Origin of the sequence: Leminorella grimontii (assembly GCF_039789245.1) — a bacterium.
Lineage (GTDB): Bacteria > Pseudomonadota > Gammaproteobacteria > Enterobacterales > Enterobacteriaceae > Leminorella > Leminorella grimontii.
Map to the genome: position 1 here is coordinate 3,192,869 of NZ_CP146357.1, position 26,013 is coordinate 3,218,881.

Genomic DNA, 26,013 nt, shown 5'->3' on the forward strand with positions numbered 1-26,013 from the left:
GTGCCGCATAGAGCAGGAAGCGAATCCTGCGTTGAAGCTGTTTAAGGCCGCAGCTGATAAAAACGGCCCAATCGCTTATGATGACCGGCTTAGCCGATAAAAACTTACTACTCTGAAGTGTGGATACCGTCTTATGGAGCAAAACCCGCAGTCACAGCTTAAGCTTCTTGTTACCCTAGGCAAGGAGCAGGGCTATTTAACCTACGCTCAGGTTAACGATCACCTGCCGGAAGATATCATCGACTCCGATCAGATCGAAGATATCATCCAGATGATCAACGACATGGGCATTCAGGTTATGGAAATCGCGCCTGATGCCGACGATCTCATGCTCGCTGAAAACACGGCGGATACCGACGAAGATGCAGCAGAAGCCGCCGCTCAGGTGCTTTCCAGCGTAGAATCCGAAATCGGGCGCACCACCGATCCCGTTCGTATGTACATGCGCGAAATGGGAACCGTTGAGCTGCTTACCCGCGAAGGCGAAATCGACATCGCCAAGCGCATTGAAGAAGGTATCAACCAGGTTCAGTGCTCCGTCGCCGAATATCCGGAGGCTATCACCTATCTGCTTGAGCAGTACGATCGCGTAGAAACCGGTGAAACCCGTCTGTCGGACCTCATCACTGCCTTCATCGATCCCAACGCGGATGAACTTGGCCCGGCCGCTACCCACGTCGGTTCTGAGCTGTCCAGCGAAGAGCAGGACGATGACGACAGCGATGATGACGATGAAGACGGCGAAGATTCTGATTCCGACTCTGATGAAGACATCGGCATCGATCCGGAAATGGCGCGCGAGAAGTTCGCCGAGCTGCGCGACCAGTATGAAGCGACCCGCAAGGCTATCAAAGCCCACGGCCGCAGCAATGCGAAGGCGCAGGAAGAGATAGTCAAGCTTTCTGACGTATTCAAACAGTTCCGCCTGGTGCCCAAGCAGTTTGACTATTTAGTCAACAACATGCGTCAGATGATGGACCGCGTGCGCACTCAGGAGCGCCTGATCCTCAAGCTGTGCGTTGAGCAGAGCAAGATGCCGAAGAAGAACTTCGTCAACATGTTCGCCGGCAACGAAACTAACCTTGAATGGTTCAATGGCGCGGTCGCCATGGGCAAACCGTGGTCTGAAAAGCTCAAAGAGGTTGGCGAAGAGGTCGAACGCAGCATTCAGAAGCTGCAGATGATTGAAGAAGAGACCGGATTAACCATCGAGCAGGTCAAGGACATCAACCGCCGCATGTCTATCGGTGAAGCCAAGGCTCGCCGTGCGAAGAAAGAGATGGTTGAAGCCAACCTGCGTCTGGTTATCTCTATTGCCAAGAAGTACACCAACCGTGGGCTGCAGTTCCTCGACCTGATTCAGGAAGGCAACATCGGCCTGATGAAGGCGGTAGACAAGTTTGAATACCGCCGCGGCTACAAGTTCTCGACCTATGCCACCTGGTGGATCCGTCAGGCCATCACGCGTTCGATTGCCGATCAGGCGCGCACCATCCGTATTCCGGTGCACATGATCGAGACAATCAACAAGCTTAACCGCATCTCTCGCCAAATGCTGCAGGAAATGGGCCGCGAGCCGCTGCCGGAAGAGCTGGCCGAGCGCATGATGATGCCGGAAGACAAGATCCGCAAAGTGCTGAAGATCGCCAAAGAGCCTATCTCCATGGAGACGCCGATCGGCGACGACGAAGATTCGCATCTGGGCGACTTCATCGAGGACACCACCCTCGAGCTGCCGCTGGACTCCGCGACGTCCGAGAGCCTGCGCTCGGCCACCCACGAAGTGCTGGCCGGCCTTACCGCTCGCGAAGCGAAGGTGCTGCGCATGCGCTTTGGTATCGACATGAACACCGACCACACGCTGGAAGAGGTAGGCAAGCAGTTTGACGTTACTCGTGAGCGTATTCGTCAAATTGAAGCGAAAGCGCTGCGCAAGCTGCGTCATCCGAGCCGCTCAGAAGTCCTGCGCAGCTTCTTGGACGACTAAGCGACCGCGCTCTCGCACTTTGTTAATACAAAGGCCTCCAGCTCGCTGGGGGCTTTTTTTATCTATTAAGGAAGTTAGTTTATGCAACAGGGAAACTACACGCTCGACGCGCTGCAGCAGTCGGTGCGGGCCGGCAAGCGCTTCAAGTACCTCTATTTCTGGGGCCACCGCCCTTCCCCCAGCGGCGCGGTAACCGCCTCCTGCTTTAGCCAGTGGTGGCCGTCGCCGTTTGAGGTCGACGGCGTCACCTACGCCAGCGCCGAACACTGGATGATGGCGGGCAAGGCCAGGCTGTTTGGTGACGAAGCTATTCTGCCCCGCATTCTGAACGCCAAATCACCGGCAGAGGCAAAAAAGTTCGGCAGGCAGGTAACGGGCTTTAATCAACAGGTTTGGGAAGCGCGCTGCTTTGAGATGGTGTGCGAAGGCAACTTCCACAAGTTCAGCCAGCACCCGGCGCTGGGCGCGTTTCTCGTCGGCACTCGCACGCGCGTGCTGGTTGAGGCCAGCCCCGTCGACCGCATTTGGGGGATCGGCCTGGCTCAGGACGATGAACGCGCCGCTAACCCTCTGCGGTGGAACGGCACTAACCTGCTCGGCTTCGCGCTGATGGCGGTCAGGGACAGGCTTGCGGGCATTGATGCAACAACTAGATAAATCAGTTGCACAGAAAACCCGCAGGCAAACGCGGCAAGTGTAGATTTTTCACCGGGTTTTACCGTATAATCGCCGCCTACTGGCCCCTTAGCTCAGTGGTTAGAGCAGGCGACTCATAATCGCTTGGTCCCCCGTTCAAGCCGGGGAGGGGCCACCAGATTTTAGACCTGCGTTTACGCAGGTTTTTTTATATTCCCTACTACTTTTTATCAGCCAAATAGAATCTATATTGCCCCTGCCAACCTTGTGTTTTTGAGGTGGTGAAGAATATCCCGCCAGTATACGTACGCTCCTGATATAGCGTCACCAATAAGCTATTATTATCTTTCCGAAGGACCGCCATATTGAAAACACCAACGGTCGTTTCATACATGGGATACGTATATCTATGTTTTATAACCAATCGCCCATTCTCGCAATAATATGAAATAATAAAATTTTTCAGCAAGCGGCCATTGTCTAGAGCAAACGTTACATTCACACCTTCTTCATCAACTTTTAGTACAAGAGGCGTTTTTATTCCTAACGTGGAAATATCTATAGCGTCACCGGTACGTTCATCGAAAAGAAAGTAATCATTAATTAATGATGCCAAATTATCGGCGTCATAAAGAGAACGACCAACTGGCTTACTTATTATCGTACCCTGGCGTAAAAACTCCCCATCAACTACCGGACACTGTACCAGCTCATGAAGTAAAGGCTTTTCAGGATTAATGCCGTCTACCGAAACGCTACAGCCTGAGAGGAGCAGCAGGCACAGCGTAAGAGACGACTTTATACTCCAGCCAAATTTAAGTGGAAACACAGCTGCTATCATCCCTAAATTTACTATGTTGTTTAAGTAATGAACCCGCTAGAGTGAATATCAGTAACTCAGAGCAACTAGCTGCCCGGGCTTTTTCAAGAAAAGAATAAAGTGTTCACTATTAAATAACCGATAAAATCTCACCGCCAGCGCTCTGACATAGTCAGCATGTTTTTCTTTAGGGATATTGCCGTAGCGCATATCCAGAAAGTAGGGATCGTCATCAATATAAGCGAAGTCATCATATACTCGGTTCCAATGCCAGACCACCTTATTTATCGATGAACTATCACACTCTAAATACCAACCTGAAAAATATTTAGCCACTTCAAACCATAGCTCTTCATCGGAATTGGCAAAAGCAATCTTCTTAAAAGCCCTACGCACGTAATAATAATCGGCCTCATCCCTCTCTGGGATTGAAACCCCAACTTCCCTTAAGTACGCATAAAAATAGCGTGAAACGTCATACCAGTCTAATTCGGGATCCAGCCCAAAAGAAGCCAATATCAGTAAGTTCTCAGACGCGTTTCCCTTTATCACCTGCTGCTCGGCCCAGTCGGTATATTCACGAAGATGGATATCTTGTATATCTCGCACCGCCATGCCGCACAGGTCTTTTAAATCGATTAAACATACATCCATAATTAAACCATTCGCCGCTGTCTTAGGGCCCAAAGCACCTAAGGTTCCCTTTTCCAAACAGTGACATCGCTCGACGTTGCGCACACCAGAAATTCACCACACCAGGAAAAACCGACGGCGCGAATATAATCCGAAATAAACCGGACGCACCCTTCTTGAAAAGAGGAAATAAGCGCCGCTTTTCCCGGAGGGCAAAGGATAACGTCTTCAACGGGCCAGTCAGGAGCAACTCTTTCCAGCGACTCACCGTAGCGGTTAACAAAAGGCAATCCACCGCCACACAGCCCGGAAATATGAATGAACTCGTCTTCAACGCGACCTATCCCTTGGCAAACCAGATTAACGGGATCGTACCAATCGCCATATTCTTCATAGTCGCGGGCAATCTTTTCGCCCGTCATGCAATTGATCAGGCCGCGCCCCGAAGAGGAAATAACAAGCAGATCGTTGGTTCTTTTTGAAAACCCAACTTCGGTTAATCCGCCAACGGCTATCGTCGTATGCCTTTTCCACCCGCCAGGGCTCTCGGCAATCGTTATATTTTTTAAGATGTCCAATACCCGTAGGCGGTTTTCATTTTGGATAGTTATACGGTTCAACGAGTTCTCCCGATGTTTGATTGAGGATTAGGACATTTTCTCTTTCTGCAAATAGTTTTTCCTACTATAAATACAGAGAAAGATAGCCGATCACCTTATTTCGCCAACGCTGCTAATACGTGAACCGGATCGTTTTCTATTGCTTTTAGCAGCGCTTTCGCCGCCCCAACCGGCTCACGCCGTCCCTGTTCCCAATTCCTTAACGTGCCAACGTTAACGTCAATTAACGCAGCAAAACGCGGCTGGCTTAATCCGGTCATTCGACGAATTTCTTTAACGTGCACAGCGGTAACAACGGTGACTCGTGATGGAGAACGCTCTCCATCAATAATTTCATTCATCTGAACCATGCTTTCAGTCAAACGAGAAAATAACTTTTTATCCATATTTACCACCTTTCATTTAGCTGCCGTAGAGCCCTTTTCTCAACAACGCTTAGATCGTCCTTCACGCCTTTTCTATAAATCAACAGCATCCGCATCTGTGAATCACTCACTTTATAGTAATAAATTATGCGAACGCCGCTGCGCTTCCCTTCGCCTCTTACCAACCATCGGACTTTACGCAGTCCACCCGTACCTTGGATCACGTCTCCTGCTACTGGATTTTCCGCTAAAAACTGCTGAAGATACAGATAGCTATCGTCCGTTAATAGAATTTTACAGTCTTCAGTAAAGATTGGTGTTTCAACAAAAATCATCGTCCTTAATGCCTTCATTATTTAATATATATAGCAAGACACAGTACGTCAATGACGTACTATTTCTTCGCATTTGAATTACTAAAAAAATTAAAATAGACCGCTTGAGAAAACGCGCTGATTTATAGAGCTCGTGGAGAAAAATTAAGCCTCTATATGTGCCCCACATTATGTAGTGGAATGGAATATGAGTTTGGCGCAATGCCTGGCGGCAACCGCGTCGGCGCACGAATCATATCTAAAACAGCATTCGTGCCGAGAATTCTCATTATTCAATGTTCGCCGCACACGGCAGCTCATAACGATCGGGCAATTCCAGCTCAATACCGTCGATCTGACTGAAACGTTGGTGAACCCAGCTACCGAATCCTTTTTGTGATTGAACCTAATGTCTGACGCAGAATATAACAGGCCTCTTCTTCTATCGAGTTGCCATGACGAGCCGCTGCTACGCGCAAGCTTTCCGCTAGTTCACCGTCGAGATTATGAATCGTGATAGTTGTCGTAAGCTTCCCTTTTTAATTGCATTACTATCATCCATCCCTTAGCTGACGATTTACGGCTCTTTTTTATCAACCCTACGCTTTATCCCAAGCAGCTTCATAAAATCAGCAAACAGCGCTTCCTGCACGTCAAACAGAAGCCATTTCCCGTCATGGTACGCCGTGGCCGCATCAAATTTTTCTACGATTACGGCAGAAAATTCCCCGCGCAGCGCCTCAAATTTCGCCTGTTCCGGCTTGCCGAAAACCACCATAAAGCCGAGCGCTTCCTCATTGAAAAGCAGTGAACATATCGTCTTGCTCCCTTTGCGGAACTTCAGCTCATAGGTCCATTCCTTTCCGCCGGTATGCCAGACTCTATCCAGAGAGTAGCGACTTTCAATTTCTGCAATCAGCCGTTTTTGGTTCAAAAATAAGAGCTCTCTAAGCAAATTTTTCAGTACTTGCTCGCTGGGTGTTTCTATAACCATGATGCCTCCTGTTAAGCCATCTCTACACGAACTGTAATCCTTTCAGATGGCTATCTTAACCCTTAGCTAAAATTAAGCAGTGCAGAAATCCAACAACTGCGGCGCTGATAGCAAAGTACTTTTCTAATTACAAACGCGCTCATCCCTCTTTGCGATCCCCCTCGATTTTCCCTCATCTCCCCATTGCCGACTTTACTGTATAAATATACTGTGGCGTTGCGTTCGGCCTTTGCCGTTCGCTATACCCCAAATAAGTAAAGTTTATGACGGGTATAAAAAGCCGAAACCCCGCGGTGCGCAAACACCAACGGGGTTTCTAACCACAATGTTATACGAGGTAACACCATGGCTGTTTTGAAGCTTATCCAAACTCGTCCGCAATTTATACGCTCGTTAAGATCTTTTTTCCGATCCATCTCGAAAAGATCGATCTTTCTCCGCCCCGCCGTCGCTTCCTTCCTATTTAAGGAGATGGAGCCATGCTGAGCTACGTCAATACCCGAACCGAAGATCCGCTGGAGCTTATCGAGCAGTGTCTGGCGCTGGCCGGCGCCGTTATCAGTATCGATAACGCGGCGGTCAAAGAGTCGCTGCAAATGATCCTGCACGAGAAAGTGAGCGCACTGTTTTGCGCGCTGTATGAAAAAGACGTGCCCGAGCCAGCCTAATCGCGCATTTAGAAAAGAAAAGGGGGCAATACTGCCCCCGCATGGCCCGCCATCGGCCAGTCACAGCTCAATCGAACGTTTCCAAAGCAGAAAACGATCGCCACCTCCAGAGGAGGTGGCTTAGGGTTGATATAAATAACGCCCAAGATGGCTACACTTCAAACGATCGACACCTCCAGCCGCTTCCCTAACGCCAGCAGCGCTTTTTCAATAGTATCGATCTTGGTGGCGTGATTTAGATTCACGATGCGCTGCATTTCCTGCGGACGCGTGTTCATACGGCGAGCAAGCTCGGCTTGGGACGTGCCGCTTTCCAGCATGGCGTTAAGCAGCAGCACCTTGATCGCTACGCCTGCCGGTACGTCTACCCATTCGTCGTCATCCTCAATCGGCGTTGGCATCGGCACCGGACGTTCGTCTTCAAAATAGAAGTCAAAAGCGACGATTAGCGCATCGTGCGCCATCTCCAGCGCCTCTTCACGGCTATCGCCACAGGTCAGCGCTTCAGGGATATCCGGAAACGAAACCATATAGTTACTACCGTCTCTTTCAATATCAACACGATATCGCATGATTTTCCTTAATTTCCTCAATGCGCTACTGAACGTTCTTCAAACCAAGCTGTTTAACGATAGCTCTTCTCAATCTGTCATAAATCTCTCTCGCCGGGTGCCTCGGCATCACGGACTGTCGGCCGTTCAAATAGACTTTCAGATGGTTTGTTCCATCCTTAAACCATGCCCCCTGTTCCTCTAGCCAGCGTTTGAATTCGCTCTGCTTCACGCTAATGCTATCCCACCCGTCAAATATAAACATTTTTGTTTAATTCCACCCGCTTTAAATAAACATTTATGATTATTTTAAAGCGCCCCTTTCATTCCGTTTGATTAACAGTATCGGTGCGCCAAAGAGGCTTCAACGCTCAAAAGAAGGTTTACATCAGCTGGTCAGAAAAGGCCGCAAACGGAGTGAAAAAAGAAAGAAGGAAAACAAAAAAATGGGGTGCTTTACTCAAAATAGTGATAACGATTTATGCCGAAGAGGGGATTCAGCGCAAGCGACTAAAACCCACCTTTCGCCTATTCCTTTCCAAATTACCGCTTGAACCGCGTCTCGTAATTCGCATGCTTCAACGAAAACGCCCGGAGCACATAGTTCTTCGGCTCGCTTGGCTTAGCTTCATGGCGCTTCCCTACGGCTGAAAAGAGGGCGCTCTTATACAAGCCGTCAGATGAAAGACCGAAAAAGGAAAGCACGGGCCGTCCAAAACGGAGCCGGCCCGCGAAGTCACGAAGAAAAAAGCTACTTCCACGCAAAGTGGAACAGCGCCTCGTCCGGCATCGTCATAATCTGCCGAACCTTCCCCGCCTTGTATTCAAGATAAGCATCGTAGCCTTCGCTTCCCTCTTCGACCGCCTGCCAGGTCGAAACCTGTGAGCGGAACTCGTCGTCAAGCACCGACTTATCGGGCCAGACAACCAGCGTTTTGCCGCGATAGCCGATTTCAAACAGGAAGCTGCCCACTAATGAAGCGGGAGCATCGGCTTCCGGATGGCTCAGCGTCGGGTTTTGCAGGCAGCGCCCATCTCGCACCGCGTGGGACACCATCTCTACGCAGTCGAGAATGCCGGGGCCGGGGAAGCCGACCTGCCAGTACAGCTCACGGCGGCGCACTGGCTCCTGCGGCGACAGCTGGCTGAAGGTAAACCGGCACAGGCGAATCATCAGCGCCGAGGCGATAACGTTCTCTTTAGTGGCGTATTTCAGCAGGTCTTCCCGCGTTAAAACAATGTCGCCGTCTCTGTCGTGGACGGTTACGCTACACGCTTGCATTGGTTAACGCTCCATGGCCTGAGGGATAACAATAGCGCCGATATCCGGCGAGTTGCGCATCATATCGTTGTCTAACATGAAGCGAACGTCGTCTTTCATGCTGTCGATATCGCCCTGATTCATCCGCTGGGTAAAGTGTGAGCCGTCAAACAGACTTTGCGCATCCTCAACGCTGATGCCCTGTACCTTGGCGCCCAGCGCAATGGCCTCAGCCTTGTGCTCTTCAATCCACTTGCCCGCTTCGTCGTGAGCCGCTACCGCGGCCTTAATCCAGTCCGGGTGATTTTTCACTACCGCTTCGCTGGACGCCATCACCAGCTTCGGCACCACCAGTCCGTCAGCCGTCGTCAGCACCTTAGCGCCTTCCTGCTCGGCCTTAATCACGGACGTCGCCGCCAGCAGCGCGGCGTCAACCTGGCCGCTCTGAAGCGCAGCGAATGCCTGCGGAATGTCCATCTGTACAAACTGTACGTCTTTCATGGTCAAGCCGTTTTTCACCAGCGCGGCGACCAGCGTCTGGTGCAGCACGGTACCCTTCGGCCCGGCGACCTTCTTGCCCTTCAGGTCGGCAATCGACGTCACGCCGCCCTTTTTCGCAACAATGGCGAACGTGCCCGTCGGGCGGGAGACGCCGGCGATAATCTTGACCGCATTACCTTCACCGTTCGCCATCAGTACCGAAGAGGTGTTCATGACCCCAGCCACGTCCAGATCGCCGCTGGCTAACGCCTGAGCCTGCTTGGCGCCGGAGGTGATTTCATGCCACTTGACCGTCACGCCGAGCTTCTCGGCCTGCTTTTCTAAAAGCCCCTGCTCTTTCATCACCATCATTTGCAGGTTGAACGGCGCCTTGACGTAGCTGATGTCGATAGTCTTGTCGGAAGCATGAGCCTGGCTCAGGCCAAGCAGCAGCGCGAGCGCGCCGGTTAATACCGTCTTTTTCATTATCATTCCTTGGTTTCAATCGGTTGTAGGTAGTTAAGGATCTGTCTTTTTAATTCAGTCGGATATCCGCTCTCTGCGCGAATAAACTCCGCAGAGATCCGCCCCTGATTCATTACCAGAATGCGGTCGCCGATGGTTATCGCCTCGTGAATGTCGTGAGTGACGAACAGGCAGCTCGTCCTCTGCCCATTAATCAAGCCGCTCAGCATGTGCTGCTGTTCGGCGCGGGTAATGGCGTCCAGCGCGGCGAAAGGCTCATCCATCAGCAGCACTCTGGGGCGTTGCAGCAGCGCCCGGGCAATCCCTACCCGCTGGGCCATTCCGCCGGACAGCGACGCGGGCATCATATCCCGTACGCCGCTTAGCTGAACCTTCGCCAGCGCGTCGTCAATAGCCGCGCGCTTATTCGAACGCCAAAAGGGCTGCGCCAGCGCCAAGTTTTCCGCCACAGTTAGCCACGGCAGCAGCCTAGGCTCCTGAAACACCATGGCGCAGTCGGCGGGCGATACGTTAACCGAGCCGCCGTCAGGGGAAATAAGCCCGCCCAGAATGCGCAGCAGCGTCGACTTACCGCAGCCGGAAGGCCCCAGCAGGCAGGTTATCTCGCCTTCGGGCAGAGAAAGGGAGACGTCTTCCAGCACCGCTCGCGCGCCGTAGCGTTTGCTAATCGCCGTGAGCCCCCGCATCATCGGACCACCTCCGGGAAGCGCCACGCTAACCTTCTGGCCATCGCCTGATAAAACAGCGTATCCAGCAACCAGCCAATGAGCCCGATGGTCAAAATCCCCACCATCACCGCGTCGGTACGCATCATTTCCTGAGAGTCGACTATTAGATAGCCGAGCCCGCTGGCGGCGGCAATGAGTTCCGCGCCAATAAGCGCCCGCCAACTGTAGCCGAAGGCCAGACGAACGCCCGTCACAGCGGACGGCACGGCGCTGGGGATAACGATGAAAAACAGGTAGCGAACGGACGACAGGTTCAGCGCCACCGCCAGCTCGCGGTGCTCCGGCGACACGCGGCGCAGGCCGTCCCGAGTATTAAGAAAAATGGGAAAGATAGACGCCAGCACGATAATCGACAGCTGGGTGGCTTCGCCAATTCCCAACCACAGGATCAGCAGCGGCGTCATCGCCAAAGGCGGGATCATGCGAAACAGCGCCAGCGGCGCGGACAGCAGCTGTTCAAACCAGGAAAAGCGCGCCACCAGCCCCGCCAGCAGCATGCCCAACGTACAGCTGATGAGAAACCCTTCAAACACGCGCTTAAGGGAGGTCGCAATGTGCAAAGGCAGCGCTCCCGAACGCCACATGTCGGCGGCAGAATGGAGCACCGTCAGAGGCGGCGGCAGCAGGTAGGCTGAAATCACGCCCGAACTCGCCAAAAGCTGCCAGTACACTACCACCAGCAGCGGCGTCAGAAGCGGTCTAAAATAGCGCATCACAGCAGCCGAACGGCGTCCTGAGCGCTTACGGTGAGCAACACGTTGGCTAGCTGATACTTGGCGTCCGTCCATCCGCACAGAGCTTCTTCGGTGGCATCCGCCCGCTTGCTGGCGCGCCCCATGGCTAAAAACGATTCCGGCGGCTGGCCGACGGCCGGCGCCAGCTCAACGCTTTTCCCACGATAGCTGAATTTAAAATAAAAGCTGCCAGCAATGCCCTTCTGCGCAGCGGGGTGAACGTAGTCAACGTCCAGCGTGAAGCGCCCTTCGCTCACCATGCGGCTCACCAGCTCAAATCCGTCCCTCGCGCCCAAGCCGGGAAAGGCGGTAAACAGTGACAGTTCGCGCCGTTCAAGCAGTTCGCCGTCCTCGGTTAGCAACGCAATGGCGCGTTGCAATAAGCGAAAGCCAAGCACTACGCCGCCCACCGCGTCATAGCCGTGGTAGTTGAAGGCGTCTTGAAGAGTAAAGGCAATCGGTTGATCACTGTCCGCGACGATTAACGTCGGCGAAACCCAGTCAGAATGGGGGATAAGGCGAGGATTGGCAATCACGGGAACTCCTTGGGTTCTGCTTTTTGTTATCCCGTGATTTTAGGCATAAATACAAATGATATCAATTCTCATTTATGTTTATAAAGTGTTACCAATGCGTTTTAAATGTGTTGTATCTGAGACAATATCGGAGGGGGAAATACGAGGGATCAGATAACCGTCATTTCGAGCGCATTCACCGGGCAGGCAAACGCACATTCGCCGCAGCCGTCGCACTTCTCGGCATCAATGGTCGGCGCCAGTGAACTTTGCCAGACGATAGCGGATTTTTGGCAGCGCCGACGGCAGGTGTCGCAGTACATATAGCGGTTCTGGCAGGTGTGCTGCACCAAGGGCCGCCCGTTGAGGCGAAACGTCCCTTCCAAAAGCGCGCCCTGCCCACAGGCCTTCACGCACTCGCCGCAGCGCGAGCAGTAGTTGGCGATAAAATCGAGCGCCGGGTAGCCGCCGTTCATGACGATAAGGGATTCAGGGCAGGCGGTTACGCAGTCGCCGCAGCCGTTGCACTGTTGGCGAAACAGCGCTTCGCCCACTGCGCCCGGCGGGCGAATCACGTCGGCCTTTATCTCGAGCTTCCGCGCCTCTTGTTCGACCGCATCCTGCGCGCCCTTAAACAGCCCGCGCAGCAGGCCGCGTCGGCTCACCTCGCGGTGTTCCATATAGGCACGATAAAAGCGTTCGTCTTTAGACAAAGGGGAAACTCCAGAGAATAGGGCTACGGTCTCGATTATACGCCACCTTTCAGCCTGGCTAAAAGGGCATATCGTGGGGTGGATTAACGGCCGGGGGTTTCCCGGCCGTCGAGCCTTAAAGGGCGACCGCCCAAAGGTTATAGAACGCGATGCGGGAAAGCAGTTCGCCAACCACTACGCCGCAGGCGCACAGCGCCAGAGCCGCTTTGGCGCTCTCGCTTTTCACCAGCGCGACGGCTGCGGCAGCAATGCCTAACGCCAGGAAGAACGCCTGAACGGCCCACAGCGTCGTTTGCGCGCCGGAAAGCGCAGGGTCGGCGTCGGTAACGAAGCTCAGATAGCCGGGCTTGGCCAGCAGGCTTAAGACAGCCCCCACCAACAGCGCGAAGCCGCCGACTTTACGCACGCCCGCCAGCAGCGCACAGGCGCCGCCGCCGACCAGCACGGTCATCCACATCTGCCACGCCGTGTGCGGCGTATTCCAGCTGCCGACCGTCGCCAGCTGATACACCTGCGTCATCGACCAGACAAACGCCAGCCCGACGACGATGGTCAGCACGTTGAACAGCGTCGCAAGCGCCGCGCTCTTTTTCACGTAGAAGAAGAACAGCGTGCAGAAAGCCAGGCCGATAAAGGCACCGCCGAGCACGATCTCGTTGCTCATCGGCGAGCGGCCGACGCCCGCCAGCATGTTGAACATGCGAAACAGCTGCCCGAGGTGAAACGTACTGCACGCAAGCCCAACGGCCATCAGGATAAACGCCAGCAGGTTGGCGCGCTTAAGCCCTTCCCAGTCGGACAGTTTTAAACGGTAGCTAATGAAGGCCAGCAGGAAAAGGCCCACCGCGCTTTGCCCCAGCACGGTGAAAAAGACTAACGGGAGTTCATGCATGTTACACCTCCGCCGGGTTCTGGATGCGGCCAGACTTATCGCCGCACGGTTTTGCATCTCGATGCGCTTTGATAACCAGGTTTGGCCCGGTCAATCCCGGATCCGGCAGTGGAGCCACCGCGTTTTCATCGCCGTACTTCTCGCGCAGCACGCCGATTTCATCGAAGTCCAGCGCCCGCTGCGGGCAGGACTCGACGCAAACCGGCTTTTTGCCCTCGGCGACGCGCTGATAGCAGCCGTCGCACTTGGACATCACCTTCTTCTCGGCGTCAAACTGCGGTGCGCCGTAGGGGCAGCGCATCTCGCAGTAGCGGCAGCCTACGCAGATCTCCTGGTTGACCACCACCAGCCCGTCCTCTTCCCGCTTGTGCATCGCCCCGGTCGGGCAGCCTTCCACACAGGTAGGCGCCGCGCAGTGGTTGCAGGCGATGGAAAGGTAGTAGCTGAACACGTTTTGCGTCCACAGGTTGCCTTCCTTTGCCCAGCTGCCGCCGCCGTATTCGTACACGCGGCGGAATTTTGGCCCCAGAGGCAAGTCCTTCTCATCTTTACAGCTCACCTGACAGGTTTTGCAGCCGGTGCACTTGGAGCTGTCTACAAAAAAACCATATTGTTTCATCACGATCTCCTTACGCCAGCTTTACTTCAACCAGGTTGGTGTGCTGCGGGTTGCCCTTCGCCAGAGGCGACGGCCGCTGCGTAGTCAGGGTGTTAATACAGCCCCCGACGTCCAGCCCCTGCTCATTCACGTCGCGCCACGCTCCCTGAGGAACGGCGACGACGCCCGGTAAAACGCGCTGCGTGACTTTAGCCGCAATGCGGATGCGGCCGCGATCGTTGAAAATTTCCACCATGTCGCCGTGCTTCAGCCCGCGCGCTTCAGCGTCGATTGGGTTGATCCATGCCATGTGCGGCACCGCCTCGCGCAGCATCGCCACCGAATAGTAGGTCGAGTGCGCGTGGCCCTTGTCATGGAAGCCGGTCATCTGCAGCGGATAGGTCTTCTGCTTCTCTTTATCGCTAACGCCCTCATAGGTTTCGCAATACTCAGGCACCGCCGGGATGCGGTCGCCTTCCGGCAGCTCCCAGGTCGCAGCGATTTCAGCCAAGCGCTCGGAGTAGATTTCTATCTTGCCCGACGGCGTTTTCAACGGATTGGCCTGAGGATCGTCGCGGAAATCCTTCAGCGCGATGAACTTGCTGCTGTCCGCCAGCGCTCTGTCGATAACGCCCCTGTCGTTGGTTTCGGCAAAGGTCGGCAGCGACGGGTTCTTCTCGCGCATTTTGTTGTAGCAGTACTCAATCCACTGCTCGTGAGTGCGCCCTTCGGTAAACTTGTCGCGGATGCCCAGCTTCTCCGCCACTTCGGCCAACACGTCATAGGACTGACGGCACTCCCACAGCGGTTCGATGGTGTTTTGCATGCGGGTGAAGTAGTGGTATGCGCCGCTGGCATAGGAGTTGTCGATCAAATCGTTGGACTCGACGTAGGTGACGTCCGGCAGCAGCAGATCGGCGTACTTGGCGGTCGCCGTCATGTGGTTTTCCCACACCAGAATAAATTCACACAGGGATTCATCCTGCAGGATTTTGTGGGTCTTATTCAGGTCAGAGTGCTGGTTCATCGGCACGTTGCCCGCATAGTTCCACAGGAATTTGATGCCGACCTCGAGCCGATCTTTGCCCTTAACGTGGGCATTCTTGGCCGTCATCTCCGTTGGGCGAGCGATCGCATCGGTCCACATAAAGCAGGGGATCACGGTTTTCACCGGGTTGGGGATGCTAAAGCCCGGCACGCTGTACTTCACGTTGCCGCCCCAGCCGCCGGTGTTAGTTCCCGGACGACCGATCTGACCGGTCATAATCGGCACCATCATGACGGCTCGGGAAGCCTGTTCGCCGTTTGCCGTACGCTGTAAGCCCCAGCCCTGAGAAATCCAGGCCGCCCTGGCGGTGGCGATTTCCCGCGCCAGCTGCTTGATGCGAACCGCTGAAATGCCAGTGATGCCGCTTGCCCACTCGGGCGTCTTGGCTACGCCGTCCGGCCCGTTGCCCAGCAGGTAGTCTTTATAGGAGGCGTTCTTCGGCGCAGACGCCGGCAGCGTCGTTTCGTCCCAGCCGATGCAGTATTCCTTCAAAAACGCTTCGTCGGCCAGCCCTTCCTGAATCAGGGTATAGCCGATGCCCGCCACCAGCGCGCCGTCGGTGCCGGGGCGGATAGGTATCCACTCGGCGTCAAGGGTGGTAACGCTGTCGGTTCTGCGCGGATCGATAATAATCACGCGGGCGTTGCTCTGCTTTAAGGCGTTCAGCGTTTCATAAAACTGGCCGCCGCCCGACATGCGGGTTTCCCCCAGGTTGTGGCCGAACATCACTACCAGATCGGAGTTTTTGATTTCCGACAGCAGGCTTTCGGGCGCGCCGCCGTAGACGTAGGGGAAGATGTGGTTAATCTGCGCCGTAGAGTAGGTGCCGTGCTGCTCCAGGAAGCCGCCGTACAGGTTCAGCAGGCGCTTACAGGCGTTACGTCCCTGCAGGTTGGCGCCGGTAGAGCCGGAGCCATACTGATAGTAGATAGCTTCGTTGCCGTATTTCTCAACGGTGTACTTTAATTTCTCGGCCAAAAGCGTGGTGGCTTCGTCCCAGCTGATGCGCTTGAACTTGCCTTCTCCGCGCTTGCCGGTACGCAGCATCGGATATTTGACGCGATCGGGGTTGTAGGTTTTCCAGCGGATGGAGCGCCCGCGCAGGCAGGGGCGAATGTGGTGTTCGCCGAACTTGGCGTCGTCAAACGTAGTTTCAGAGGCGACTTTGACAATCACACCGTCTTTAACGTGAACCTTCAGCGGACAGCGGCTGCCGCAGTTCACCAGACAGGCGCTGTATTTGATCTTTTCATCGGACTGCGCCCCGGCAGCGTCCGGCGCAGGCTGTGCATTTACTGCAAACGGCAGCGTTATCGATCCTGCAACCGCCGCCGCACCGCTTGCTGCCGCAGAGGCTTTGAGAAAGCCGCGCCGCGTCACCTCACCGGGGTGAACATACTTGTTTTTGCTCATCGACATTACCCTCATGGTAATAACATTAAGAAATATAAAGACTTTTATTTTTTATATTAACCTTAATAATACCTTTGTAGTTTGAACTACCATACTGATCTACATCAACCAAAAGGGGTATATCGCTTGTAGTTTCTTAATCTGAACCGCTGTGCCGCATAATTTCCATCAATTCCCATTAATTATATGAAGTTACAAAAAACCACTCTTTCCAGAAAGCACTTTTTCAAGCGGAAAATAGGCGCAATAAGTTGCTCTTTTGCGTCTAATTGTCGTTTTTTCTTATCACGGCGGCATAATCGCCAATCATCATATTTATTCACTAAGAGAGAAAAAGGCCCCGACCGCTGTGATACAGGGGCCGAGGCCTTTTTAGCTACTGAATAAAAAAGCGACTAGAACTGAATTTTTATCCCCAGAGAGCCGCCATAGCCGTCAACGTCGGAAGAGGCATCTTTTTGATACTTCACGTCGCCGTATACGGAAACGCGGTCCGATAAATCTGCGCTGACGCCGGTACCGATGCGCCACCAGGTTTCGGTAAAGTCGGTTTTCATTTTGACATCGGCGACGCGAACGTCTGGCGAATCGGTCAGGTTATGCACCACGTCCATCGTGACGTAGGGCTTAACGCCCTGCATTTCCTTAACGATACGAAGCCCGCCGCGCGCTCGCGCGCTGTTTTCGGCTACGCCACTGACGCTGCTTACGTCATCGCTAAACCCGTCCAGATTTAAATACTGATACATCAACTGCGCCTGTGGCTCCACGCTCCAGCCGTTGCCGAGCGCAAATGCATGACCTGCTTCAATAGAAGCCACTGCGCCGTAGCCGTTTTGTTTCGCATTACGATCGCTGCTGTAGTCGTTGCGATAATAGGTACCCTGCCCCGTCAGGTCGAGGTATGCCCCGTTTTCCATCGACATCGAGTAGTAAGCGCCAAGCCCGTATCCGTTGCTGTCAACCTTCCCGGTATGGGCCGACAGCTCGGAAGAGAGTCGGCGCACGCTGTCGCGCGCGTCGGTGCGCTGGTGGCCCAGCGTCATCATCACGCCGCCGACGGTTCGTACTCCAGAAGCGCTGACGCTCTCATAGACGTCGGCGCCAAGTTGAGCAAACCAGGTATCGGTTTTGTAGCCAAAGCGGCCTGACTCATTCTCAACGTGCTGGCCGCTGATGCGCCCCCAGGCGCCGTCTTTTCGCCGTACGACGCTGTCGCCGCGACGCTCGTGGAACGTGCCTACCGTATCAAACCCATACTGTTGGTTCAGATACGGCGCGACCGCGTAGCCTGCGACTTCCGGACGATACAAAATTTGCGGCTTTGGCTTAGGCTCCGTTACGTTCGGATCGGGATCCGGCGTCGGCGGCGTTACGTCGAGGTAAGAGCGCAGATACCAGTCGTTATCATCGACTGAGCCGCCCTGATACAAAAGGTACTGATAGGCGCCTGCGCTTACCGTGTTGCCGAGCGTGAAGCCGCCGGTCGAACCGCCGTCAATTTGCACCACCTGAATGCCGTCACCGGTCGTCAACGCGCCCAGCCCGCCGGCGTTGTTGATAACCAGCGTGTGGTTCCCGCTGGCGTCGCCGGTAATATGCACCCTGTCGCTTTGGCTATTTGCATCGCCGTCATTCAGTACGGCATTCAGCACAAAGGTAGCGCCGCTGCCCGCAAGCGCCCCCATCGTCAACGTTTTAAACGCGCCGGCAGCGGGCGCATCGAACGCAATCGTAGACGAGTTTGCCGTCAGGCTGCCGATGAGAGAATCTTCTTGCATCACCCAGCGGCTGTCGTTCATCGTCAGCGCAAAGTCGCTCTGCGTCGCGCCGTTCCAACGCGTGCCGTTACTCAGGGTGGCGTCAAGCTGGCTGCCGTCCGTCACGGAGATATTGCCGTTCAAAACGGAAGAATCGGCCAGCAGGCGAGCGTTGGACGCACCGTCAACGTTGAGAACAGAGCCCGTACCGACGCTGACTTCGCTGCCGATAAGCGCAATTTCGCCGTTTTGGGAGGCATAAATCGTTATTGCATCAAACTTGTCGCTCATGATGCGACTGTTTTTCAGGCTAATACCGCCGCTGTCGCCGTTCTCCATCATTTGGACTACGCCCGACGCATACTCTCCCTTCGCGTGGATAAACACGCCGTCGCCCTCGACCCGATTATTATCACCGATGGTGGTTAATCCATGGGAGCCGCTCCCTTCGGTATCAATGGATACGGTCTCCAAATTCAGCACGGTTTCATTCAAGCCGCCGAGCGTTGACGAAAACGTACCGTAGCTGTCGTTGCCTTTCGTTACGATCGAACTTTGCTTAATGCTGATTCGAGGGCCGTCATAGTTTTCTGCCCCTGAGGTTCCATAGGACTGAAGCATCACGCCAGTGGCTGAATCTCCCTCCATGGTAATACGACTCCCGGTCAACAGAGCTGAGGAGCCGTCTCTTACCAGCGCTCCGTAGCTCCCCTGGCCGGTCATATGGATAGTGGTATCGTTCGCCTCAACGACGCCATTGGGAGAAAAGACGGCGCTTGATATCGAAGTACCGACGTGAATACCATAAGCCGTCTTGCCCGTAGCGCTTATGGTTACTCCATCAAGCGTCACTTTGCTTGCCCCAGACGTCACCACGCCGTTGGCGGAATCGCCGTCCAGCTTAATCATCAGCCCGGAGGCGTCAATCTGCGCGCCGTCTCCTTTTGCATGCAGTGCAACCAGGTTTCCTGACTGAGACGTTATCGAGCCACCGGCTATCGTTGCGGTTGCGTTCTCTTCTGCCCGCACGCCGTCGGCGAGCAAGGCATCCATGATGATATGGCTATCGGTCACTTTTACCGACGCACCGTTCCCTTTAACCAAGACGCCGCTGGTGCGATCGTTAACGGAAGACGCCGATGCGCCGCTGGTGATAGTAACGTTATTAAGCTCAACGTCAGTGCTGCCGTTAACCAGCACGCCCTGTGCATCCTCTCCCGAGACGCCGATGTTCACGTTGGTTAGCGTGACCGACGCGCCTTGTTCTATCAGCGCCCCGTGCGCACCTTTGCCGGTGGTCGTGATTTTTCCACCGTTCATATCCATATGCCCTAAATAAGCATACAGGCCTGCGGCGGCGTCGCCTTGCGTCGAGATTTCCGTGTCAGTTACCGTCAGGCTATTGCCGAACATCGCCAAACCAAAAGCGGCGAGCCCCTGCGTTTTTATCGTGGAGTTTTTCACGCTTGCAGAGCTGCCGGCGGCAACGCTAATCGCCACGGAGTAGTCGCCCAACGTCTGTACGTCGGCGTTGCTGATATCCAGGCTGGACGCTGCGCCAAACACGCCTTCGCTCCACGCGCCTTCGGTCACTATTTTCGTGCCGCTGAGCGTCATGTCGCCGTTTTTTATAGCGACGCCGCCGCTGCCGGAAGCCGCGCCTCCCGTAGATACGATAACGCCGTCGGTTAACGTCACGCTGCCGCCGTCACCGAAAATACCGTAACCCTGCGCGGTAATGTCAGTATCGACGAAGTCCAGCGCGCCGCCGTTCTCAACGAATCCACCGTAGGTAGAGTCACCGGTAACCGTAATCGTGGCGCCGTTGGCGCTGACCTGCGCATGACTTCCTGATGCGACGACGGCGCCGCTATTAGAAAGTCCGCTTACGGTAACCGTATCGCCAGGCTGTAGAATTTTATGCTCGCCCGCGGAGGCTAAGAACGGGGAAGTGTAGTCCACCGCGTAGACGCCAGGCACGGCGAAGCTAGAAACGATGGCCAAACCGGCAAGCGCCAGTCGACGACGAGGGGATGAGGATTTCTTTCTACCACGGCCGAACTCGGAGGTGACAGTCCAGCCAACGGCATGATTCCAAACAATATTATAGATACGATTCAAAGCGGCATTCCATACGGTTCAACAACACTTTGAATTATGGAATGACAAAATCCCCCTTTCCGTAGGAGTATATGAATCATCCATAATTCAATAAGAATATAATCAACACCAAGATATTAAACAACTCATTAAAATAAAACAAATACTCAAACACCCTGGTGATTAAAAATAGAACAAAAGCGTTATAACAATTAGAAATATAAATTAAATTCAATAAAATAAAATATATAAAACAAACAACAAAAACATGTTAAATAAAAATTTATAAAGAATAATAACGGTTGTTATAAATAACAATAATGTATTTAATCAGAAGAGCATAAATAAAAGGCTAGTCCGTAAAGCAATAAATTATGCCTGTCGTTCAACTCGTCGGTTGCCAGTAAGCGCCAAATAACCTAAAAATAAAGATATCCCCAAGCCTTTGCCGGAGGGCGCCATGTTTCAGTTTGAACAGCTCATAGACGGAATAAAGCGTAAAAAAGAGACCCTCTTTCTACAGTATGGCCGCCTTCCCAACGACAGGATGCTTATCGTAATGAGAAAGGACGATATGCACGAGCTGTTTAAGCTTCATTATCAGAACCGCCATTCTCCCCACCTGACCCTGTCGCCCGGCTACATGCTCAAGATTATGGATATCAAGGTCATCACGGCGCCGGAAGAGGTCATGAAAGACAGGCTGTTTATGTTAACCATTGTTATTTAAAGAAAAGAGAATCCCAAAAGAAACATTATCAATGCGCTAAGGCTTTCCATACATACCCGTAAACAATAACAGGTATACGCCGACGTGCATTCGTGCGATGCTAGTCTATGCTCAAGGAGAGCGTGTTGAAACTTGATTTTTCATCAGAGAAAGGGAACCACAATGGGAAATATTCTACAGCTTCTTGCTGATATTATTAGTATTGTCAGCATTTTCATCATCGCCTATGGCGCAATTGTCTCCATCGTCGCTTTCATTCGCAATGAACTTAAGTCCCACAGCGGCGCGATTAACGATCTCAGACCGATTCGCGCAACGTTGGGTTCTTATCTGCTGCTCGGGTTGGAAATACTCATTGCCGCGCTGATTTTGAAGGCTATCCTTGAACCTTCCTACAGCGCACTTATCGTTTTGGGCTCTATCGTCGCCATTCGCCTGCTGCTCTCGTTTTTCCTCAATCGGGAAATTGCCGACTTAGTCGCACAGGCTCAGCCAGCCCCCGTAGTTGAAAAAGAGGCCGTTCAGGAAAAGCTGAACGTCGAAATCGGGCGCGAAGAAACCAAACACGCACACTGATGCTTTATCTTATAAATAGCAAAGGGCGGTGATACCGCCCTTTTTTCGTCCCAGCCGCGCTAATCTCGCCGCTTCCCCGTGGCCTCGCGAACAAGCTTCAGCGTAATCACTCCCAGGCCGGCGACGCCGGCAATCAGCAGTCCCCACAGCAGCCAGGTTTGCCAGCGAGCAGACGCCTCGGCGGCAGACTCCGCCGTCAGTCGCGATTCGCCGCCCAGCGTCACGGTTGGTCCGACTTCGGCTGTGTACAGACTCTCGATTCCGCTTTTCGGCATGACCGTATAGGGGATCAGGGTTCCTATCTCCACTGATGCGGACGGCGCAATTTTAGCGCCCCAGGTCAAGAGATAGGGAGGATTGCCCTGGGCGTTAAAAATAACCTCAACGCGCTCGCGTTCGCCCTTCACTTCCGGAGGCGCTTCGCCCCAGCTTCCGCTGACGGCCTTAATGCGAACGCTCTGCACCATCATTTTATTGAGCGGCAGCGAATCGGAAATCCGATAGCCGTCAGCACTTTCAAGGCGATAAATCGCCGCATGCGCCAAAGGACGCCATTCCCCTTCTGCGGTAGAACGATACTCAATGCTGACCGGCAAAACGGTATTGTTTTGCGCGGGGACCACGGACAGCGTCGACAGCGGCTGCGGGTGCTTGAGCTGATACACCACTTCGTTTTTTGACGCCTTCTCAACGCCAAACGGCACGTCTAACGTCTGAGCGTCCGAGTGCTTAATGACCGAAACGGCCTGCGCTTTATTAAGGGTCGGCAGCGCGTTTTGACCTTCTGCGTTCACCACCACCAGCCAGTAGCGATCGTCTCGGCTGCTGTAGTTGTTATCAATATCGATATGGTTGAGGAGCAGGCGATCGTCGCCGGACAGCAAGTCCATCAGCGGCGCATCGGTCGCCCTAGGCCTCCAGTTTTTCAGATCCCGACTGCCATAAACGGAAACCTTGGCCTGCCAGTTAGCGGCAGACTTATTCCAGTCGAGCGTAATCTGCTCAAAGCCATCCCCCTCTCTCGGCGGCTGCGCGCCGTCGGCTTTCAGCAGATAGGTTACGCCCATTGCCCGCTGTTCTGCGCCGGGGTGGAGAGTAACTTCAATACCGTCGGCAGACTTCAGGACCACTTTACCCTCGCTGCCGTTTTCATTGGCCTTATTCGCTGTCGCCTGTAGAGGGAATACCTTCAGCGACAGCTCATAGCGTTCCGTCTTCTCCAAGGACAGCGGCTCCAGCGTAAACGTTACCGCCTGCCCGGTATGGTTAAACACCCGAACGTCGCGAAGATCGCTCCAGGCCGTTTCGGAATAAACCCTGTCCGGCAGCGACAGGCGATAAAACGGCGCCGACGCCGGGGTGGAAAGCTGTGCGCCCTGATAAAAATCCTGTGGCGTCAGCGCTGGCTCTTCGGCGCTTGCCGGCAGCGTCGCCAGCAGCCCGACGGCTGCGGCCCATAATCCATATTTAACTGCTTTCATTTTTAGCCACGCTTTCATGATGTCTGAGTCTGCTCCCGCTTCGCCGTTTGGCGAGGCGGCAACGGTGAAAAATAACCGACGACCAGCAGCAGCCCGGCGACACCCAGGAAGGCGATCGCCCGAGCCAGTCCGCCGCCCTGCGCGCTGTCCACCAGGAAGAGTTTAACAATAACAACGCCCAGCACGCCCGCGCCGGAGAACCACAGCGGGCGACTGGCGCTGCGTGCGGCGTAAACCATCCCTACCAACGCCACCAGCGTCCAGATGATGGCGAACGTCGCCTGAATCAGGCGGGAACCCCACAGCGTATCAGGCCACCAGGCAACCTGCGCATAGTAAGACAGCGCCCGCAGGAGCATGCCGTTAATCCACCAGACGGCTAAGCCGCCTGCGATCCACGATGCCGTTTGGCTTATTTGCTCCCTTTTCCCGCTCCAGCCGGCCAGAGGCGCAATCTCACTCATACGGGACGTCAAAGCCTTCATCCAGATATAGGCCGCAACGATCCCAAGCCACGCGGCCTCTTCCAACGGGTTAAACAGCGGCAGATAGCGCCAGAACGGCAGTTGGCCGTCCATAAAGTTACCGCACGCCAACAGCACCAGCATTCCCAGCGCCAGAGGAGAAACGCCGAGCCAATAAACTTCGCCGAAGGCTTTTATCGGCCACAGCCCGCGGCGAGAAAGCCACCACAGCGCCAGAGTCGGCAGAGAAAGCGCGATAACCCGCAGGCCAAAGCGCCATTCGTCCATCCCCCAGGCAAGCCCGTCAATTTGCCAGAACGCTTCACAGCCGACGAGCGCCAGCACCAGCCAGAACAGCGTCAAATGCCCCCCCTTTTCCAGCATGGAAGGGAGTAAAGTCGGAGCGTCGCGCTTGAGCAGCCAGCCCATGACGACAATCGCCGCCGCCCAGCACAGGTTCCAGAATCCCGCGGCTAGCGGGTGGGGGTCATAGGACAGCTGCAATGCCAACGCAATCCCGGCTATCGGCCACAGCAGCCAGGCGGCCTGACGCAGCTCCGGCCAGTCAAACCTGCGCCCGGCCCAGCGCCAGACCAGTACCGACAGGCTAAAGCCCAGCAGATAAGCCAGTGGGCGCATGGAGATAAACAGGTAGTCGTAGGCGTAATCGTAGCCATAAACATAAATCGACAGCTCGAAGAGCCACCAGCACCAAACAAGAATGCCGACGGCCAGCATAGAAAGGCTAATCGGTTTCCACGGCATCGTCTCAGGCCGGTAGCGTCGCCAAAGCCCCGCGGATACCAGCAGGCTTAAGGACACAATAGCCAGCCCCAGCAGCAGAGAAATGCCGCCAAAAGGAGCGTCCATATAAGCGGTACACTGGGATATCAAACCCAACGCCACAAGCCCGGTGCCGCTGAACGTCAGCCCTCTCTGCCTTTGCAACAGGCCGCACCACAGGATGGCAACCCCTTCCAACGACCAGGCCAGCGCCGTCCACTGCGCTGACAGCGCCAAGGGGATAGCCAGCGTGACGAAGCCGCCGCCCAGCGCCAGATAGCCGATAGCAATGCGCTTTCCCTCTTCGGGGAAGCGCTTGAGCGTCCACCACGCGACGACGAGATAAAGCAGTCCGAAGCCAAGCGCTGAAAACGCCGCGCCAAACGCCCAGTGTTCGGTCATCGCATACTGCATCGCGAACCCTACCAGCGGCGGGCCGAAGACCAGCGGCGCATCGACGGCCATATGCTGCTTGAGGCGATGCTTCATTGCAAACAGTTCGGCCAGCAGGCTGAACAGGACAAGGTTCGCTATCAGAAATAGCTGACAGGAGACGTAGTACTCGGGACGATAGTATTCTGCGCCCCACAGGCCCGCGACGCCGAAGGTAAAGGCGAATCCGACCAGGTTGAGCGCTCGCCACGACTGCCAGAGGCTGATAGCCAGAATGCCGCAGGAAATCAGCAGATAGTAAGAGAACAGCGCCACGTGGCTGCCGCCGCCGGTAGACAGCAGCACCGGCGCCAGATAGCCGCCGATGCTGGCAAGCATCGCCAAACTTAGCGCCCGCTGCAGCACGGCCAACGCTACGCTGGCGGCGCAGATGACCAGCATCAGCCCAAAGGCGAAGGTGTGAGGGACGAGAGCGTATAGCCGGAAGGCGGCAAAAGTGGTGATATAAAGCGCCCCGATGGCGCCCCCCTGCAAAATCAGCGCATAAAGCGCCTGCTTGTGGCGCAGGCGCCAGCCTAGCCCAAGCAACACTACGCTCACCAGCGCCGCGCTGGCTAAGCGAAGCTCAATGGGGAACATGTCCCGCTCGATGGTATATTTCAGCAAATAGGCGATGCCGAAAAACAGCAGCAAAATGCCCAGCTTCGCTACCGGGTTCTCTTTAAACAGCCAGTGAATAGCGGAGCTGAAGGGATCGGGAGCCTGAGGCTTAACGTCGCCAGATGCGCGTGCTGACGCGGGCTTTGGCGAGCCAGATTCTGAATGAACATCAACTTTTGGTACAGGTTTAACGACCGGCTCAGCCTTCGCCATCGGCTTTGCCAAGGTTTCCGTCGATGTCGAAGCCTTGGTCGATACGCTCTCAACGACGTCCTGCTTTGCGACGCGGGCGGCAATGGGCTCCAAGACAGAAACGAGTACAGGCGGCGCTTCGGTTTCAACTGTTTCAATAACCGGCGCTGGAGATGGAGAAGCGGTGCTTTCACTCGCCTGCTCAACCGCCCGCGGTGCGGCTTTAGGCGTAGCGGCATCGCCTGCCGTAAGCGACGCCAGCGTTTTATTTAGCGCGTCTACCTGTTTCTTCAGTCGGCTAACCTCATCCAGCGCTTGGCGGCCCCGACTTAAGGCAATAAGCGCCATGATTGGCGCGCCTAGAATCGCCAATACGATGAGTAAACCAAGAAGAACTAATCCATCCATAGGGCGTTAT

26 protein-coding genes and 1 tRNA gene are annotated in these 26,013 nt (G+C 54.6%); 6 read left to right on the top strand and 21 right to left on the bottom strand.

Going from position 1 to position 26,013, the window contains the following annotated elements; genetic code table 11:
- Positions 1 to 133: 133 nt before the first annotated feature.
- The 3 genes from rpoD (at position 134) to V8L73_RS14730 (ending at position 2,801) form a co-directional block, all read left to right on the top strand.
- Positions 134 to 1,987 carry an RNA polymerase sigma factor RpoD gene (rpoD, locus tag V8L73_RS14720; protein WP_027275019.1) on the top strand — a complete coding sequence of 618 codons (1,854 nt, stop codon included), beginning with the start codon at positions 134 to 136 and terminating at the stop codon, positions 1,985 to 1,987.
- 81 nt (positions 1,988 to 2,068) lie between these two features.
- The gene (locus V8L73_RS14725; protein ID WP_347253339.1) at positions 2,069 to 2,644 is read left to right on the top strand and encodes an NADAR family protein; all 576 of its coding nucleotides are present in this window, start codon (positions 2,069 to 2,071) and stop codon (positions 2,642 to 2,644) included.
- Between the two features lie 81 nt (positions 2,645 to 2,725).
- A tRNA-Ile gene (locus V8L73_RS14730) sits at positions 2,726 to 2,801 on the top strand.
- A 42-nt stretch (positions 2,802 to 2,843) separates the two neighbouring features.
- Here V8L73_RS14730 and V8L73_RS14735 read toward each other — a convergent pair.
- From V8L73_RS14735 to V8L73_RS14760, 7 genes are all read right to left on the bottom strand, one after another.
- Entirely contained in the window at positions 2,844 to 3,452 is a 609-nt protein-coding gene (locus V8L73_RS14735) for a hypothetical protein (protein WP_347253340.1), read from the bottom strand.
- A 60-nt stretch (positions 3,453 to 3,512) separates the two neighbouring features.
- Positions 3,513 to 4,154, bottom strand: coding sequence for a hypothetical protein (locus V8L73_RS14740; RefSeq protein WP_347253341.1), 642 nt, complete (start codon positions 4,152 to 4,154; stop codon positions 3,513 to 3,515).
- Positions 4,136 to 4,696: a hypothetical protein gene (locus tag V8L73_RS14745; RefSeq protein ID WP_347253342.1), complete on the bottom strand. Its 561-nt coding sequence runs from the start codon at positions 4,694 to 4,696 to the stop codon at positions 4,136 to 4,138. Before V8L73_RS14745 ends, V8L73_RS14740 begins: the two co-directional genes overlap by 19 nt.
- A 95-nt stretch (positions 4,697 to 4,791) precedes the next feature.
- On the bottom strand, positions 4,792 to 5,082 hold the full coding sequence (locus tag V8L73_RS14750; RefSeq protein ID WP_027275024.1) for a helix-turn-helix domain-containing protein: 291 nt from the start codon (positions 5,080 to 5,082) through the stop codon (positions 4,792 to 4,794).
- Positions 5,083 to 5,084: 2 nt separating this feature from the next.
- The gene (locus V8L73_RS14755; RefSeq protein ID WP_347253343.1) at positions 5,085 to 5,396 is read right to left on the bottom strand and encodes a type II toxin-antitoxin system RelE/ParE family toxin; all 312 of its coding nucleotides are present in this window, start codon (positions 5,394 to 5,396) and stop codon (positions 5,085 to 5,087) included.
- Between the two features lie 359 nt (positions 5,397 to 5,755).
- The gene (locus tag V8L73_RS19910) at positions 5,756 to 5,854 is read right to left on the bottom strand and encodes a hypothetical protein (protein ID WP_422655592.1); all 99 of its coding nucleotides are present in this window, start codon (positions 5,852 to 5,854) and stop codon (positions 5,756 to 5,758) included.
- 98 nt (positions 5,855 to 5,952) lie between these two features.
- Positions 5,953 to 6,369, bottom strand: coding sequence for a DUF3788 domain-containing protein (locus V8L73_RS14760; RefSeq protein WP_347253344.1), 417 nt, complete (start codon positions 6,367 to 6,369; stop codon positions 5,953 to 5,955).
- A gap of 479 nt (positions 6,370 to 6,848) precedes the next feature.
- Here V8L73_RS14760 and V8L73_RS14765 point away from each other — a divergent pair, with 479 nt between their 5' ends.
- Positions 6,849 to 7,037: a hypothetical protein gene (locus tag V8L73_RS14765; RefSeq protein ID WP_261832587.1), complete on the top strand. Its 189-nt coding sequence runs from the start codon at positions 6,849 to 6,851 to the stop codon at positions 7,035 to 7,037.
- A 158-nt stretch (positions 7,038 to 7,195) separates the two neighbouring features.
- Here V8L73_RS14765 and V8L73_RS14770 read toward each other — a convergent pair whose 3' ends face one another.
- The 12 genes from V8L73_RS14770 to V8L73_RS14825 all read right to left on the bottom strand — a co-directional run bounded on the left by V8L73_RS14770 (position 7,196) and on the right by V8L73_RS14825 (position 20,337).
- Positions 7,196 to 7,609 (bottom strand): type II toxin-antitoxin system HicB family antitoxin, encoded by a 414-nt coding sequence (locus tag V8L73_RS14770; protein WP_347253345.1) that lies wholly within the window; start codon positions 7,607 to 7,609, stop codon positions 7,196 to 7,198.
- 25 nt (positions 7,610 to 7,634) lie between these two features.
- Positions 7,635 to 7,820: an mRNA interferase gene (locus V8L73_RS14775; RefSeq protein WP_347254829.1), complete on the bottom strand. Its 186-nt coding sequence runs from the start codon at positions 7,818 to 7,820 to the stop codon at positions 7,635 to 7,637.
- A gap of 519 nt (positions 7,821 to 8,339) precedes the next feature.
- Positions 8,340 to 8,870, bottom strand: a complete 531-nt coding sequence (locus V8L73_RS14780) for a hypothetical protein (protein ID WP_027275032.1) — start codon at positions 8,868 to 8,870, stop codon at positions 8,340 to 8,342.
- Positions 8,871 to 8,873: 3 nt separating this feature from the next.
- Entirely contained in the window at positions 8,874 to 9,815 is a 942-nt protein-coding gene (locus tag V8L73_RS14785; RefSeq protein WP_027275033.1) for an ABC transporter substrate-binding protein, read from the bottom strand.
- Positions 9,816 to 9,817: 2 nt separating this feature from the next.
- Positions 9,818 to 10,504, bottom strand: coding sequence for an ABC transporter ATP-binding protein (locus V8L73_RS14790; protein ID WP_347253346.1), 687 nt, complete (start codon positions 10,502 to 10,504; stop codon positions 9,818 to 9,820).
- Positions 10,501 to 11,256: an ABC transporter permease gene (locus V8L73_RS14795; RefSeq protein WP_347253347.1), complete on the bottom strand. Its 756-nt coding sequence runs from the start codon at positions 11,254 to 11,256 to the stop codon at positions 10,501 to 10,503. The genes V8L73_RS14790 and V8L73_RS14795 overlap by 4 nt, the downstream gene beginning before the upstream one ends.
- Positions 11,256 to 11,813, bottom strand: coding sequence for a hypothetical protein (locus V8L73_RS14800; RefSeq protein ID WP_347253348.1), 558 nt, complete (start codon positions 11,811 to 11,813; stop codon positions 11,256 to 11,258). Before V8L73_RS14800 ends, V8L73_RS14795 begins: the two co-directional genes overlap by 1 nt.
- Before the next feature lie 149 nt (positions 11,814 to 11,962).
- The gene (locus tag V8L73_RS14805; RefSeq protein ID WP_027275037.1) at positions 11,963 to 12,505 is read right to left on the bottom strand and encodes a 4Fe-4S binding protein; all 543 of its coding nucleotides are present in this window, start codon (positions 12,503 to 12,505) and stop codon (positions 11,963 to 11,965) included.
- A gap of 115 nt (positions 12,506 to 12,620) precedes the next feature.
- Positions 12,621 to 13,397 carry a dimethyl sulfoxide reductase anchor subunit family protein gene (locus V8L73_RS14810; RefSeq protein WP_027275038.1) on the bottom strand — a complete coding sequence of 259 codons (777 nt, stop codon included), beginning with the start codon at positions 13,395 to 13,397 and terminating at the stop codon, positions 12,621 to 12,623.
- Position 13,398: 1 nt separating this feature from the next.
- Entirely contained in the window at positions 13,399 to 14,016 is a 618-nt protein-coding gene (locus V8L73_RS14815) for a DMSO/selenate family reductase complex B subunit (protein ID WP_027275039.1), read from the bottom strand.
- Between the two features lie 10 nt (positions 14,017 to 14,026).
- Positions 14,027 to 16,456, bottom strand: a complete 2,430-nt coding sequence (locus tag V8L73_RS14820) for a DMSO/selenate family reductase complex A subunit (RefSeq protein ID WP_347253349.1) — start codon at positions 16,454 to 16,456, stop codon at positions 14,027 to 14,029.
- A gap of 395 nt (positions 16,457 to 16,851) precedes the next feature.
- The gene (locus V8L73_RS14825; protein WP_347253350.1) at positions 16,852 to 20,337 is read right to left on the bottom strand and encodes an autotransporter outer membrane beta-barrel domain-containing protein; all 3,486 of its coding nucleotides are present in this window, start codon (positions 20,335 to 20,337) and stop codon (positions 16,852 to 16,854) included.
- Between the two features lie 439 nt (positions 20,338 to 20,776).
- Here V8L73_RS14825 and V8L73_RS14830 point away from each other — a divergent pair, with 439 nt between their 5' ends.
- Positions 20,777 to 21,046 (top strand): hypothetical protein, encoded by a 270-nt coding sequence (locus V8L73_RS14830; RefSeq protein WP_027275042.1) that lies wholly within the window; start codon positions 20,777 to 20,779, stop codon positions 21,044 to 21,046.
- 162 nt (positions 21,047 to 21,208) lie between these two features.
- Entirely contained in the window at positions 21,209 to 21,622 is a 414-nt protein-coding gene (locus V8L73_RS14835; protein ID WP_071783390.1) for a DUF1622 domain-containing protein, read from the top strand.
- Positions 21,623 to 21,681: 59 nt separating this feature from the next.
- Here the strand turns inward: V8L73_RS14835 and V8L73_RS14840 are convergent, their stop codons facing one another.
- Positions 21,682 to 23,103, bottom strand: a complete 1,422-nt coding sequence (locus tag V8L73_RS14840) for a DUF3999 domain-containing protein (RefSeq protein WP_347253351.1) — start codon at positions 23,101 to 23,103, stop codon at positions 21,682 to 21,684.
- 14 nt (positions 23,104 to 23,117) lie between these two features.
- Positions 23,118 to 26,003, bottom strand: coding sequence for a DUF2339 domain-containing protein (locus tag V8L73_RS14845; RefSeq protein ID WP_347253352.1), 2,886 nt, complete (start codon positions 26,001 to 26,003; stop codon positions 23,118 to 23,120).
- Between the last annotated feature and the right edge of the window lie 10 nt (positions 26,004 to 26,013).

What these genes read in the sequence shown, in the direction of transcription:
- rpoD (WP_027275019.1), top strand. Translation starts at nt 134, where the DNA reads ATGGAGCAAAACCCGCAGTCACAGCTTAAGCTTCTTGTTACCCTAGGC.
- V8L73_RS14725 (WP_347253339.1), top strand. Translation starts at nt 2,069, where the DNA reads ATGCAACAGGGAAACTACACGCTCGACGCGCTGCAGCAGTCGGTGCGG.
- V8L73_RS14750 (WP_027275024.1), bottom strand. Translation starts at nt 5,082, where the DNA reads ATGGATAAAAAGTTATTTTCTCGTTTGACTGAAAGCATGGTTCAGATG.
- V8L73_RS14755 (WP_347253343.1), bottom strand. Translation starts at nt 5,396, where the DNA reads ATGATTTTTGTTGAAACACCAATCTTTACTGAAGACTGTAAAATTCTA.
- V8L73_RS14760 (WP_347253344.1), bottom strand. Translation starts at nt 6,369, where the DNA reads ATGGTTATAGAAACACCCAGCGAGCAAGTACTGAAAAATTTGCTTAGA.
- V8L73_RS14765 (WP_261832587.1), top strand. Translation starts at nt 6,849, where the DNA reads ATGCTGAGCTACGTCAATACCCGAACCGAAGATCCGCTGGAGCTTATC.
- V8L73_RS14770 (WP_347253345.1), bottom strand. Translation starts at nt 7,609, where the DNA reads ATGCGATATCGTGTTGATATTGAAAGAGACGGTAGTAACTATATGGTT.
- V8L73_RS14780 (WP_027275032.1), bottom strand. Translation starts at nt 8,870, where the DNA reads ATGCAAGCGTGTAGCGTAACCGTCCACGACAGAGACGGCGACATTGTT.
- V8L73_RS14785 (WP_027275033.1), bottom strand. Translation starts at nt 9,815, where the DNA reads ATGAAAAAGACGGTATTAACCGGCGCGCTCGCGCTGCTGCTTGGCCTG.
- V8L73_RS14790 (WP_347253346.1), bottom strand. Translation starts at nt 10,504, where the DNA reads ATGATGCGGGGGCTCACGGCGATTAGCAAACGCTACGGCGCGCGAGCG.
- V8L73_RS14795 (WP_347253347.1), bottom strand. Translation starts at nt 11,256, where the DNA reads ATGCGCTATTTTAGACCGCTTCTGACGCCGCTGCTGGTGGTAGTGTAC.
- V8L73_RS14810 (WP_027275038.1), bottom strand. Translation starts at nt 13,397, where the DNA reads ATGCATGAACTCCCGTTAGTCTTTTTCACCGTGCTGGGGCAAAGCGCG.
- V8L73_RS14815 (WP_027275039.1), bottom strand. Translation starts at nt 14,016, where the DNA reads ATGAAACAATATGGTTTTTTTGTAGACAGCTCCAAGTGCACCGGCTGC.
- V8L73_RS14820 (WP_347253349.1), bottom strand. Translation starts at nt 16,456, where the DNA reads ATGAGCAAAAACAAGTATGTTCACCCCGGTGAGGTGACGCGGCGCGGC.
- V8L73_RS14830 (WP_027275042.1), top strand. Translation starts at nt 20,777, where the DNA reads ATGTTTCAGTTTGAACAGCTCATAGACGGAATAAAGCGTAAAAAAGAG.
- V8L73_RS14835 (WP_071783390.1), top strand. Translation starts at nt 21,209, where the DNA reads ATGGGAAATATTCTACAGCTTCTTGCTGATATTATTAGTATTGTCAGC.
- V8L73_RS14840 (WP_347253351.1), bottom strand. Translation starts at nt 23,103, where the DNA reads ATGAAAGCAGTTAAATATGGATTATGGGCCGCAGCCGTCGGGCTGCTG.
- V8L73_RS14845 (WP_347253352.1), bottom strand. Translation starts at nt 26,003, where the DNA reads ATGGATGGATTAGTTCTTCTTGGTTTACTCATCGTATTGGCGATTCTA.